The sequence below is a fragment of the Halosimplex salinum genome (assembly GCF_003730195.1).
Classification (GTDB): domain Archaea; phylum Halobacteriota; class Halobacteria; order Halobacteriales; family Haloarculaceae; genus Halosimplex; species Halosimplex salinum.
The window spans coordinates 25,103-37,389 of record NZ_QWGG01000018.1 but is presented as its reverse complement, the minus strand read 5'-3'; the positions used below and the strand labels follow the sequence as shown (position 1 = coordinate 37,389).

At 53.7% G+C, this 12,287-nt stretch carries 10 protein-coding genes; 2 read left to right on the top strand and 8 right to left on the bottom strand.

Going from position 1 to position 12,287, the window contains the following annotated elements; translation table 11 throughout:
• Positions 1 to 39: 39 nt before the first annotated feature.
• The 4 genes from D1409_RS23865 to rdfA all read right to left on the bottom strand — a co-directional run bounded on the left by D1409_RS23865 (position 40) and on the right by rdfA (position 5,829).
• Positions 40 to 429, bottom strand: a complete 390-nt coding sequence (locus tag D1409_RS23865) for a hypothetical protein (protein ID WP_123539459.1) — start codon at positions 427 to 429, stop codon at positions 40 to 42.
• Positions 430 to 813: 384 nt separating this feature from the next.
• Positions 814 to 2,934, bottom strand: a complete 2,121-nt coding sequence (locus D1409_RS25055; protein WP_164471892.1) for a hypothetical protein — start codon at positions 2,932 to 2,934, stop codon at positions 814 to 816.
• A 271-nt stretch (positions 2,935 to 3,205) separates the two neighbouring features.
• Positions 3,206 to 4,996 carry an archaea-specific SMC-related protein gene (locus tag D1409_RS23850; protein WP_123539456.1) on the bottom strand — a complete coding sequence of 597 codons (1,791 nt, stop codon included), beginning with the start codon at positions 4,994 to 4,996 and terminating at the stop codon, positions 3,206 to 3,208.
• A gap of 2 nt (positions 4,997 to 4,998) precedes the next feature.
• Entirely contained in the window at positions 4,999 to 5,829 is an 831-nt protein-coding gene (rdfA, locus tag D1409_RS25050; protein ID WP_164471891.1) for a rod-determining factor RdfA, read from the bottom strand.
• 111 nt (positions 5,830 to 5,940) lie between these two features.
• Here rdfA and D1409_RS25045 point away from each other — a divergent pair, with 111 nt between their 5' ends.
• A complete protein-coding gene (locus tag D1409_RS25045; protein WP_164471890.1) occupies positions 5,941 to 6,483 on the top strand; it encodes a hypothetical protein in 543 nt (180 codons plus the stop codon).
• A 262-nt stretch (positions 6,484 to 6,745) separates the two neighbouring features.
• Here the strand turns inward: D1409_RS25045 and D1409_RS23840 are convergent, their stop codons facing one another.
• Complete coding sequence (locus tag D1409_RS23840) at positions 6,746 to 8,131, bottom strand: cytochrome P450 (RefSeq protein WP_206425180.1); 1,386 nt, start codon at positions 8,129 to 8,131, stop codon at positions 6,746 to 6,748.
• A 162-nt stretch (positions 8,132 to 8,293) separates the two neighbouring features.
• Between D1409_RS23840 and D1409_RS25865 the strand changes: the two genes are divergently transcribed.
• Positions 8,294 to 9,376, top strand: coding sequence for a transcriptional regulator FilR1 domain-containing protein (locus tag D1409_RS25865; RefSeq protein ID WP_123539453.1), 1,083 nt, complete (start codon positions 8,294 to 8,296; stop codon positions 9,374 to 9,376).
• 20 nt (positions 9,377 to 9,396) lie between these two features.
• Here the strand turns inward: D1409_RS25865 and D1409_RS25040 are convergent, their stop codons facing one another.
• The 3 genes from D1409_RS25040 to D1409_RS23815 all read right to left on the bottom strand — a co-directional run bounded on the left by D1409_RS25040 (position 9,397) and on the right by D1409_RS23815 (position 12,206).
• Complete coding sequence (locus D1409_RS25040; RefSeq protein ID WP_164471889.1) at positions 9,397 to 10,377, bottom strand: hypothetical protein; 981 nt, start codon at positions 10,375 to 10,377, stop codon at positions 9,397 to 9,399.
• A gap of 356 nt (positions 10,378 to 10,733) precedes the next feature.
• The gene (locus D1409_RS23820) at positions 10,734 to 11,009 is read right to left on the bottom strand and encodes a hypothetical protein (protein WP_123539450.1); all 276 of its coding nucleotides are present in this window, start codon (positions 11,007 to 11,009) and stop codon (positions 10,734 to 10,736) included.
• Between the two features lie 138 nt (positions 11,010 to 11,147).
• Positions 11,148 to 12,206 carry a DUF6610 family protein gene (locus D1409_RS23815; RefSeq protein ID WP_235853732.1) on the bottom strand — a complete coding sequence of 353 codons (1,059 nt, stop codon included), beginning with the start codon at positions 12,204 to 12,206 and terminating at the stop codon, positions 11,148 to 11,150.
• Between the last annotated feature and the right edge of the window lie 81 nt (positions 12,207 to 12,287).

Genomic DNA, 12,287 nt, shown 5'->3' with positions numbered 1-12,287 from the left:
CCGGGATGGTCTCCGAGCGGAGACCATCCCTGGAAAAAATCAATTAGCCCTTGCTGAGGGTACATATCCCCCCGATTGGTCGCCTATTACGAGATAGTGGCGAAATTCATCGGGGCTAAACACGTACACAATACGGATTCCCTGCCGTAAATAGGAGCCCTCTGGGGCTTCCGAAAAGAGTGCCGCGATCGTTCCGAGGACGATGACGGTCGGAAAGAGAATCAGCGAGTACTGGAGATTCTGTATAAAAGTTGCATTCGCTCCTTCCTGGTAGTACAACGGGTCGATAACGAGAAACTCCTGGACCATTCCCACGAAAACCTCGCCCAGGACGTTCGTCAAGCCGGTCGCGAGCGTGTTGACGATCCCCTCGAACCAATCCTCTGGGTCAAGGGGATTAAATAGCGGAATGATCGGGAGGGCAGCCATCGCCGCAGTGGAGGAAACGGTTTGTTGAGCTGTAGGTGCGATACCCAAGAGACGGTCTTGAATTTTGGCCGAGAGGATGCTGGATGACGTCGACGGTTCCATTGCGGAGGTTTCTGTTGAGTCCCTAGACTTTCGGTGGCGAAGACGGCGACCGACACGGTAGAGCCACCTACTAAGGGTGGTTGGAGAGCGCTCCATGTGAATCGCTGTGTCAGAATACGTTGTCCAATACCTATAACTTCTATCCCCGAACCAATCGGATATAGCCATTGACCGAGGACAGTGAGTCGCGCTACGATCTCATCGTCAACTGAAGTTCGCAAGGCCGGCTGAATGACGAAGAAGTGGGTGTCGTCAATCTTGAGAGAATATTGCGAGGGATGGCTACTTGATGGTATACCAGCCGACCCCGACGAGCAAGCCTACGCTCACAGCCAGCGAGAGGAGAGCGGCCTGTACTGGCTGTAAAAAGAACGTCCAGAGATCAACAATCAGGCTCCCGTTTCCGGGAGAGATCGCGGTTGTGTGGCTGGACGAGTAGTAGATGTCGTGATTCTCTGTGTATGGGTCACCAGGGAAGCGCGCGGTGATCGTCGCACTATCGAACGTAGCGTAGGCGACACCGTTGTCGTTTGTAGTGACTGAGGATTCGACCGCCCCGGTCAAGATTAGTTTCCGATCCGGGAGTGGAGTTCCGTCTGGGCCAGTAAGACGGAGTCTGAGTTCCGGCGGCTCGTTTTCTTCCCCTTCTTCCGGCGGAATCACGGTGTAGGTGAGCGACGAATCCTCCATCGAGGTGACCTCTGTTGTCGAGACGGGTATTTCATCCCCGAAGACCGACGTTACTGAGGTGATCTGACCGGGAGCGTCCCTGATGACAATTCTCGAGGTCTGGTTGGCGGTCGCCGTAGTGAGATTCACATTTTCCGCCAGGGTCGCCCGCTTCGAGACACCAGGAACAGTGCGCTGGCGGAGATCCGTCACCCGTCCGTGACGATACACATCCGTTTCTCCGACGGCCTCAACACTTGGGGACGGTTGTCGAGCAGTGAGTCGGAGGGCAAGTGTTGGTGGGAACTCCGTACGTTGTGGGTCTGTGTCCCAGTTCGACGTTGTTTCGCCCCAGCGGTACTGACGGACACCGTAGACCTGCCAGACGTTCGTTAGGCGTTGGGCATTAGCATTCGAGTCTCCTTCTACGTTGAGGGCGGCCCAACTCCAAAGTGACCGTTCAGAGAGATGCTCCGGGCCCTCGATAGAGAGGACGATGGAGCGGCGGTCGTGTGGTTCCTCAATTACGCGCTGGGAAATCGAGACGCTGTCTGGTGGGACAACGTGGGCTGGCCGATCGTCGGTAACGGTGAGCTCATCATAGGTGGCATTGACTTCCGTGTGAGTGTACGTCCACGTATCGTTGTGCGGATGGTAGAAATAGTGATCAGTGGTGACTTCCGCGGTGACGTTGATCGTCGCCTGAAGCTCTAGACGTTGCCTCTCACCATCCGAAGGGGGAGCGTTTGCGTAGTCGATATACCGGGCCTCTCGTGCCGATGTTTCTGGTGTCGTGTGTTTCGACCACGTCTGATCGTCGATGCTGAGGTTACGCTCAACCCGTTGTGAGGCGAGATCGTATGTGGTGTTAGTGCGATAGCCGCCGACGACGGCCGTCACAGAGCGATTTACGGTTAGCGGGCCACGACCGGTGGCGCTGACGGTACGCGTGATAGTGTGACCGTCGAGCGTCTCGAACTCAACTGTCTTGGTGACGGTCTGTACGTCGTCCGACGAGTTATCCTCCGGCGCAGGGATGTTGAGGGTGACATCCTTTGTTTCGCGGACATAGCGGGTGGTCGTATTTGGTTCTGGGAGGGCGACGCGGTAGTCGACGTACTCAAGGATACGCCCGTCTGGCCCCATTAGATAAGTGCCGTTTGTTTCCGCTCCTGGGGCGTTCACTTCGGCAGCGCTGGTCGCACCCATATACGCGATGAAGCCGTCTTTGATGAATAGGCTATCCTCCCGGTCCGGTGCGCTTGCCGGCCACCGACTCGTTGAGTTTGTTCGTTCAACTCTCGCCAACTGGTCAAGTCGATACTCCTGCAGTGTCCGGGGTGAGCCATCAATACGGACGCGCGTCTCTGGATTGGTCGTAAGCGTGTAGGTGTCGACAGCACGAGAGAGGTTTTCAGTCGACGCATTGGCCTCCACAACATACTGGAGGAGAATGCCACCACGACCGCCACCCGGAATGCCGAGAGCCTCCGTATCGCGATCACTCGCGACAAATACACGAGCATTCCCGTCAACCGGCGGTTGCGCGGTAGAGTTGGATTCGTTGGTCGCGACTACCGCAATCGTGGAGAAGCAGACACTCGAAAGGAGAAGGAAGGCGACGAAGAGGCTGGAAAACTGCCGAGGTGTAGCCCTAGTGATCGTCAACGAAGGCTCGTCGGATGGACGGGGGTTGTCTTGATCCCCCGCGGGGGTATCAAACCGGGAGGTCATACATCACCACTCCGGGACTGGATAGTAACCCGGATGATGGTAGTTGCGAGTGCTACTGGCCGCATAGGGGGCGAACTTACCTGCGGATATGTGGTCCGGCGACAAAGTGTTTTCCGCGATTGGGAGACAGTAGAGCAGCTACTCGTGAGCGTGATGAGTGAACGCCAGGGCGGACAGAGTAGTATATGGGAGCCAGAAGTCGCGTCTTCGCAAAAAGTCATTGAGAGATTAACCCCCCGCGGGGTATAAAATCGAGAGTGAGCAGCGAGAACTATCCTACGACTTCCTCAACCTCGTCCCCGTAGGAGATGGTCTCCCAGTTGGTTGGAGTGACTTCGTGACCCTCGAAGGCGTCGTACTCGGGGAAGGCGGAGAGGACGAGGACATCGACGCGTTCAGAGAGGTAATCGACGAGATGGTGGATGTTGGTATCGTCGAGACCGGTATGCCCGTCGAGCAGCATAACGGGAACCCGGTCAGCGACATCGAATGCTTCGTGGCCGGCAAGAGCAGCGATGATGCCGAGGAGTTCCCGCTCGCCTTCACTGAGAGCGTCAAGGCTGGCTTCGCGGCCTCCACGTGCGACGATGAGGTCGAAGTTGTCGGTGAGGCGTGCTGTCTCGAACCCGACGTCGAATCTCGTGAGAATGTCGGAGAGCGCCGAATCGAATGCGTCCCGAGTGTTTCGCTTCACACGCTCCTTGCGTGTTCGAAGGTCCTCGACCTCGGAGCGGAGAGATTCGAGTTCCTCTTCGAGGACATCACGCTGCGAGGCTTCCGACTTGACTGTCTCAAGTTCGTCACGAGCGTCTTCAAGCTCAGCTTCCGTGTATTTGATCTCACTCTGGAGGTCAGTCGCGTGGTCTTGCGTCTCACTGACCTGATCTTCGAGTTCGTCAATCTGTGCTTCGAGGGAGGCTTTTCGTTCTCTGGCCGATTCAAGATTCGTCTGTGCGTCATCCAGCTGAGATTCAAGCTCTCCGATGCGGTCGCGGAGGTCGCGTTCTTTCCGCTCCGCATCCCGTACAGTCTGTTGTTTCTCCTGAAGCTCGTTTACCTTGTTGCGGAGAGTCGACTCTTGGTCGCGGAGTGAATTAAGACGGTCAGAGATACTGTCTAACTGTGCCTCGACCTCTTCACGAGAGGTGTCGTTGCCACAGATCCAGCAGGCAAGCTGGTCGGAGAGCATATCGTGAGAGACGTCTGTGAGAAGCGAGAGACGGTCTTCTTCGAGAATGCGCTGATTTACCTCATAAATCGACTGGAGGAGTTCTTTATCCCGTTCGATTTCGTGGAGGTCAGATTGGAGATCCTCGAGGTCGTCTTCGAGCTCCTCGTGTGTTGGGACATCCAACGTCTCAAGTTCCTCTTTTTTTGCTTCAAGTTCATCCCCGACGCGATCTGCGGTTGATTCGTACCGGTTGATGTCTGTCTTGGTCTTCTCGAGCTGGGCGCGGAGGTTACTCAGCTCGTCTCGAGCGTCACTATCTGAAGAAGCTTCGTTGTCGAGTTCGTCCCACTCTTCCTGAAGGTCTTCGAGTTGGGATTCGAGCGAAGTGACCCTCTCTTGGAGGCGCGGGAGACGGTTAGCAGCGTTTTGGGCTCGGTCGAGTTCGGCCTCGACCTGTTTCTGTTCGCCTTTAAGGTCGGCAATCTGCTCGTCGATGTTCTCGAAATCGAGGGGACGAGTGAGGAGGTCCTCAAGGTTTTCACCCACACGGACGGCTTGGCGGACCTCGTTGGTTTCATCGAGGAACGCGAAGAGGTCAGCACAGACGCGATCGACATCATCGGTGAGGTATGGATCGCCGGATTGTGTAATCGTGCCGTTGGTACGATCAAGGTCGACAGCGTAGGTGGTGTCGTCGATTTCGAGCTCAACATGACCGTGATCTTGGCCTTCGGTGAGGCTTGTTTCAGTCCCGAAGGCTGTTTCAATTGCGGTGAGGAAGCTCGATTTTCCTTGCCAGTTGCTCGCTCGGACAGCGTTCACACCGGATTCGATCGTAGCCTCCCCTCGATGGATGCCTGCAATATTTTCGATTTCTAGATGCCAGGTCATGGTTACGTGGTGTTGAGCATACTATCTATTAGCATAGGCGATTGGGACGAGAACGAAGTGACTCCGAGGGCCAGTAGAGAGAGCAGGAGAGAGGTTTGTGATGAGGGCATGGAATTCATCGTTGTATCTGACTGATGGTGTGAATCGTCTTCGTCAGATTCGGTATTCTCCGGCGAATCTGAAGTTGGATTGTTAGGTGGGTCTGTATTGTTTGGATCCGTCATATGGTCGTTACAGACGTACCCCCGATTGATTGCATCTTCGATGGGGACCCGTGTGTCGCATTTGGGGCATTGTAGTCTGATTTCGACGTCGACGGTGGCTTGGTCTGCAAAAGGAACAACGCCGTCTTTTGCCAGTTCTGGAAGGATGTTTTCTGTTTTTGAGGCAGCCATTCGTTTCGCCGACGTGATGGCTTTCTCTCGAGTCGTAGTAGTGGAATTGGTTGTGGACTGAGTGTCTTTTTCGACTTCGAGACAGTTTTTGAGGTGATTTCGGATTGTGCCGTGAGAGATGAGCGTTTTCTTGAGTTCGTCGATGTCCATCCCGTCGCCCTCGAGGTCGGCCGCGAGCTCGGCGCGTTGGATGTTATCTTCGTTTACAATAACATCGTATTCTCGGTCCAGATGGATGCTAACAGTGGATCTCCCGTGTTTTTCATATATCGACTTGAGAACTCGTTTATTGAACCAGTCTGTGAGTTTTTTATATCCTTCTGAAGTGCGGCCGTCAGTTCCAGTCCACCGTTTCGCGAGGTAGTCATCTACAGAGTCATAGTCAGACCCGGGGGCTGTTAATCCATACTCTGCGATGAGATCGTCGACTTTGCACATCTCGGGGTAGGAATTCTATGTCCACATCAATAAAAGCGAAGTGTTCTTTAGACCGCCCGACATTCAGTTAAACTTGATCTAATATCCGTTTCTTATCCAAGGAGTTCCTAATTGAGTGGTGAGTACTTTGTAGTTGTGTTCTCAATAGCTGGGCTCCGTAACGCTGAGCGAGTCGTAGCCGGCCTATTCAGTCAGTGTGTGATAGGGGATGTGGAGGAGGTGTGTCCGGCATTCTTTGCAGACAATCGAGAGCTGTGGTCCTGTGTTATCAGTAAAGTGGTCAAAGTCGAACTCGCCGTCAGAGGAAGTGTAGGTAGCTTCTCTAAGCTCCATAATAGCGAGTTCGATGTTTTCACAGACAGGGCAAGGGTCACCTCGGGACCAGTTTGGATATTTGGTGCTCTGTCGGGCGCAGATCTCATCCTCGGACATTTGTTCGACGAGATCAACCACTGTATCGAGGTCGAGGTGACGATTGATATTGTGGGAATCAGTGGTTGGGGCCGTCGATTGGCTGGACGAAACATCGATTCCTCCGTCGGTGGATATCTTTCCGTCTTTCAGTGTGATGACGATGGTCGTCATTGGGGCATTCTACTATTGCAGGGAGCGGTTGGCAGGGCAATACTTCCGGAGCGGTGGGTTTTGAACTAGTGTTGTGCTGACATTGTCTAATTCGGGCAGGGCGGGCAGGCGGATATCGAACAGTAATGACTGCTTTAGAAATGGGAAGAGTAGGAGATCGCCGATTGAATTCCGGTTCATAAGATACGCTTTTGAATATTACCGGGTTGTGTGTTATACTCATCCGTGTTTACACCGTCAAAATGTATGAACATACACAGGTTCAGAAGGCGGGGATTTATTCGATGATTACGGAGGGGATGTTTATCAGATCAGATGTAATGTTATGCTCTCAACGTTGTCGAATTCGCAATGGGATGCCTTCTTTTGATCGAGTCGTAACCCGCGGTTCAAGTTCAATTGCTTCGTCGTTCTCCCAATCAAATTGGAATTTCTGCCCGACCGTTGCTAGGACTACTTTTGCTTCTAATAGAGCGAACTCCCGACCGATGCAAGTTCGACGTCCACCACCAAAGGGGGCATACGCAAAGTCGTGGAGTTCCTCCTCGAACTCATCAGTCCATCGTTCCGGGCGGAACACCATAGGTTCATCATAGAACCGTCCATCTCGATGAACATGGATTATCGATAGATGGATCTCGTGGTCCTCGGGAATCCGATATCCACCGACTTCGACATCAGTGAGTGTCCGGCGCGGAATCGTATGAACTGGTGGGTAGAGCCGTAGCGCCTCAGAGATTATTCGTTCTGTGAACTCCAAGTCCTGGAGGTCGTCGTAAGTGGGCGAGTCTCCATCGAGAACTGTGTCCAGTTCCGTATGAAGTTGCTCTTGGAGGTCTGGGTTCGTCGCCAGCGCGTACCAAGTAAATGCAAGAGCTGCGGCGGTCGTCTCGTGCCCCGCAAAAACCATAGTGATCAGTTGATCTTCGATCTCTTCGATTGTAAGATCTGTTTCATCCGCCCTATTACGCGCCTTTTGGAGCTGTGTGAGCAGGTCTGGAGTATTTGAGTAAGCAGCCTGCTTAGAGTTCGATTGGTTCTTGGACCCACTTGCCTCGTCGCCTGAGATTCTTGTTCGGTCGCTTCCTTCTTCGAGTAATCTTCGAACCTCCTGACGGAGGCGCTTCGTGGATTGATTGAATCGACGCCGTGCCGGTGTCGGAATCCACGGTGGCAGAATCCACGATGATGGTGTGAACCATTCGTTGAGTCCGTCAGCGGCATCCCGAAGTTCTTGATCCTCGCCTGGGACCAACGAACGACCGAACAGCGTGGAAAAGAGGACCTCTAGAGTGAGGTTCTTCATCTCAGGCTCCATATCTAGTGTTTCACCCTCACTCCACGTCTCGAGACGTCGTTCGGTACACGCAACCATTTGCTCTGTGTAGCCTCTTATGTGGTCTCGGTAGAAGAGCGGTTGTAACATATCGCGCTGTTGTCGCCACTTCTGGCCCTCGACTGAAAGGAGACCGTTCCCGAACGCGCGTTGATAGTCCTCGGTTTTCCCGAAGGCTTCGACATCGGACACGAGGACACGGTCAAGATGGTCCGGGTGAGTGAAAACAAAGACATCGTCGACTGCCGGGAGAGCCATCCGATAGATGTCTCCGCACTCCGCCGTCGCCCGCTCTACAAACGTGAATGGATCGCGAGCGAACTGGACAGCGTTTTTGAGGACCGGATAACCGGACGGTGCCGGTGGTAGTTGAGAGCTCACGATAGTCGCTCTTTGTTTCAGTATATGTAAAAAGTACCGCTGAGAGACGGGTTTCGGTTGGGTTTTGAAAGGGAAAGGTATTCGAATAAGTTCGATTCAATATCAGAGTTGTGCGATATATTCATAGCGTTGGGTACGCAGTTTAGTAACGGGTGAAAACAAGTGACGCAGTCCGAGCGTGCGACCACAAATCCACTCACGGACGAACGGATTGTCGTCCGTGAATTCATTAGTGATCTTGCTGGGTCCACCTCTTTAGATATACTGCGTTCACTCGACGGGGGCGCAAAGACGGCCTCGACTATCGCAGAATCGGGAGAGATCACCCGACAGACGGTATCGAAACATCTCGTGCAACTTTCCGATTGGGGGTTGACGAAAACAGCTGGTACGGGTGGATATGAACTGACGGCAGGCGGGAAAATCACGCTGGAAGCGTTCGAATCGTGTCCAGATGGTCTCGAACGCGAGCCACTCACCCAGCTAACTCGGTCGAAACATACTATCCCGTTGTTACAAACGCTTGCAGAGCAACCCAGCCGTCCGAGCGAGTTGGTGGACACAACCAACGGGTCTCCGTCGCGTGCAACTGTTCGGAGAGCGTTACGGATGTTTGAGACGGAAGGATGGAGTGTAGAGAGCGACGGTGTTCACAGGCTCACGCCCGCTGGGCAGCAAACAGTAAAACGGTATGAGGAACTGGCCGAGACAATCGAGCAGGTGTTGGATAAAGCACCCTGGTTCCAACGTCTCAGTCCAATTAGAACGGATATTCCAGTTCGAGCCCTCGCTGACGCAAAGCTGTATGTCTCCTCACCCCACTCTCCAGGAATCGTCCTAGCGACAGCTCTCAAACTCTGCGATCCACGGCTTGACCACTTCCGCGTGTTGACATCGATCTTCAACCCGACGCTCTTTAGCGCGTACGATAAACTGCTCAAACTTGGTCTGAAAGGGGAGGCGATCGTCGACGCCTCGCTCTACCAGCGACTCCATGAAGAGGAGATGGAGTACTTTCTGGACGACTCAAACTACGACAACTTTCAGATTTTTTGTCTCGACGAACCACTTACGCTCGGCATTGGTATTTACGATAGGGAGCAAATCGCGATTGGGGCGTACAATAAAACAGGGGAGGGAGAACATATCGCGATGATCCTCAGTTCGAACGAAGCGGTAGTCCAATGGGGAGAGGACCTCTATAATCAGTACCAGAAGCAGGCTCGCGACCCTGCCGAGATGTAGACGTATTGAGTGTGTTAGGGCTATTCGTCTATAATGGATTTCTTGACGCCAATCAACTCTTCATATAATTGGATTCCGTCTTCGATGAGTCCTTCGTCTTCTGCGTCAGTACTATAGGTGCTGTCAAAAGATTCGATGTCGTGGGCGTAGTCATTTCTAGCGTCTCGGATCTTATTGATGGTGTTGTAGTCCTCATCTTCGAGGAGTCCGAAGCTTCTGCACCCGTTGAGACATCGGTCGAATCCCCAGTCGTCGTCATAGAAATTTGAGGCAGCAGGGTTGTCTTGAGCCTCCTCAAAGTAATCCTCTAGCAAGTCTTTGACATAGTTCTCGAAGTAGACAGACAGCAGGATTACGAGTATATTGTTTCGGTCGTGATTGTAGGCCCAGAGGACGTCATTGAAGTGGTAGAATATCTCGGGATCGGATCGTCGGACCTTTTCATCTAAATTAAAAGCTTCGAGCAGTTCTCTATCGGAATATTTGGCTATATGAGCCTGGATTGGTTCGACTATGCTGTGCTGAATTGTGGAATAATTCGCTGAGTTTAATTTGGAATAGACGATGTTGTTGTCTTTTTCGAAGGAGGAAGAAGAGCTACCGAAACGTGCGTATCGTACTCTCATCGGTAAGATAGCATCAAATTTCGAAAGAGATTCGAGAGCGATCTGATTTACCGCTGCATTCGATGTGAGTGGTTGTTCTTCGGTGAATTCGACAACTGCGATCGGTATCTCAACGGAGTCGGTTTCTTCGAGGAACCATCTTTCGATATCGTCAATCTGATCTAACCCAGTCGGTTCCCAGCTTACTTCGCGATATACTATGGCGTCGAATGGGTACTTAGTGAATTTCTCACCAGAATCAAAGAGGAATGGATTGAAGTAGGATAGTCGAAGTTCTGGAGAGACTTGAAGTTTGGAACCATCAATATCCATCAATTCGTCTTCCAGAATGCCCACAGCCTGAGAAGAGAACTCGCTGAATGATTCAGCCGACATTTGCAGTTGTATACTCTTGAGGACCGATTGTGTAGTAGTTCTTTGGGACGGTGTTAATGGAACTCCTTTTCCTGCTCTGAGTGACCCATTGAAGCAGTGGCGTGTATAACTACTCCGACTGCTCGTCGGCAAGTTCTCGGGCTCGTCTCGCGAGAAGTCGTTGTACCCACGTTCGGTTTTTGTGCTGGTTCTCGTAAGCGAGGTACTGCTGGATCGTCTCTCGGGAATGCATACAGTGGAGGCCCGCCTTAATAAGGCGGGCGTTGGACGTGTCGAGAAATCGTTTCGGTGGGAGTTCCTCGAGGATCTTGTCGTCTGAGTCAGTCACTATATCTTCGACTCCATTGGATGACGCCTTACTCATAGGCCGAAGGTGGGGTGTGGATCGTCGGCGGGTCAGGCCACGTCTCTACTTCCTCCTGGACGGCTGTAAGGACGGCTTGCGCTTGCCTCGAATGTGAATCCTCGTTCGCCGGCGGATCGATGAGTACCCGAAGCTCGAGGACATCCTCGAGTTCGATTCCCGGGACGGTGTGGTAGAGCGTGCGGAGGACCTTGTCGCGGATGGTTTCAGGCGAGTCACCGGCTTGTGCGATCGTTTCCGGGTCGACGGTAGAGGCAGCTGTTGACATATGAAATACTTCACCTGCTTGGCGGTGGGGAGAAACCCGCGTTTCTGAGTGAATTCCCGTTCAGAGGTGATAGCGGTCACCATAGTTACCCCACGAGGAACGTTGCAGATGCCTCGCCGTGGGGTAACTCGAGAGAGACTAATCACCGCTGACGGGCGTGAGTCCCTCCTGGTACTCAATACGCTTCCGTTCCGACTCGTTGCGGTACGCAAGCGTCCATCCGTTTTCGTACGCGATAACGATCGCATCCTCGAGCGGATCGTAGTCGGGATCCTCCGGGTCGTAGACCGGTGCATCGTCAGGAGCGAAGGAACTCGGCCTTTCATAGATATTTCGCCCGTTCGCTGCCCAGACGGGGTCCTGTGGCTCCTGAACCGCTTCTCCGTAGACGTCACAGGGGGTCGTCTCCGGCCAGAGATCGCGCTCCTGCCAGAAGGCACGCATCTCACGGAGACTCCGACGGACAGTTTCACGAATCCCGAGATTGTCAGCGGATTGCCAGCCATCGCGACTCCAGTACTCTCCGAGGTAGGCGACCTTCGCCGGCCCGTTCCAGTCCATCCCGACGATGTTCGCCGGCGACGCACCTGTGAGTGTTGGCTGCGTGAGGTCCTGGAGCGCCTCGTACTGGATAGGGGGACTCCCGCCGAGGAGGTGAATATGGCGGCCACGCCAGTCCACAGGGTCGCTGTAGTCGTCTGCGTGGAGGGACGAATAGCCGAGCGGATACCCGAGTACGAGGTCGTCGTCGATGATCTTGATTGCCTCGCGACACTTCGGGACGATAATGTACGTTGTCGACGGGAACTCTTCGCGGAGGTCGCGAGCGAGCTGGGTGTACTCGCAGGCGTCCTGTGGTGTCTCAGCGTCACCGATGACGGCCACATCGGGTTCGTACTCGCGGAACCGCTCGACGTATCGGTCGGGATCGGGGTCGCGGAACTCGTTGTCGAGCATAACCACGGGGAGGTCGACATTCCGGTAGGAGTCGACCTGGAGGCGATAGTCTTCACGGATTCCCGTGGTGAAGCCGAATTTGTAGGCGTCCGTCGCGAACGGCGCTCTGAAGAGAAAGCCGATATATGCGGGGCGGCGAGCCGCCTCAAGGGTGTCTGGTTCGGATGTCGCGTGTGGTGGTGCGAACGGACGTTGTATCTCGGTCGAAGCCGAAGCTACCTGAAGAGAACTGGAAGCCATACGCGGGAAGTGTGAATAGCTGGTTGCGACGGTTCTTGACGAACGATACGGATGCCGTGCTGTGCAGCGGCTCAGGCCAGC

Excerpts from the sequence above, each read along its gene's own strand:
- D1409_RS23865 (WP_123539459.1), bottom strand. The coding sequence starts at position 429 with ATGGCTGCCCTCCCGATCATTCCGCTATTTAATCCCCTTGACCCAGAG.
- D1409_RS25055 (WP_164471892.1), bottom strand. The coding sequence starts at position 2,934 with ATGACCTCCCGGTTTGATACCCCCGCGGGGGATCAAGACAACCCCCGT.
- D1409_RS23850 (WP_123539456.1), bottom strand. The coding sequence starts at position 4,996 with ATGACCTGGCATCTAGAAATCGAAAATATTGCAGGCATCCATCGAGGG.
- rdfA (WP_164471891.1), bottom strand. The coding sequence starts at position 5,829 with ATGTGCAAAGTCGACGATCTCATCGCAGAGTATGGATTAACAGCCCCC.
- D1409_RS25040 (WP_164471889.1), bottom strand. The coding sequence starts at position 10,377 with ATGTCGGCTGAATCATTCAGCGAGTTCTCTTCTCAGGCTGTGGGCATT.
- D1409_RS23820 (WP_123539450.1), bottom strand. The coding sequence starts at position 11,009 with ATGTCAACAGCTGCCTCTACCGTCGACCCGGAAACGATCGCACAAGCC.
- D1409_RS23815 (WP_235853732.1), bottom strand. The coding sequence starts at position 12,206 with ATGGCTTCCAGTTCTCTTCAGGTAGCTTCGGCTTCGACCGAGATACAA.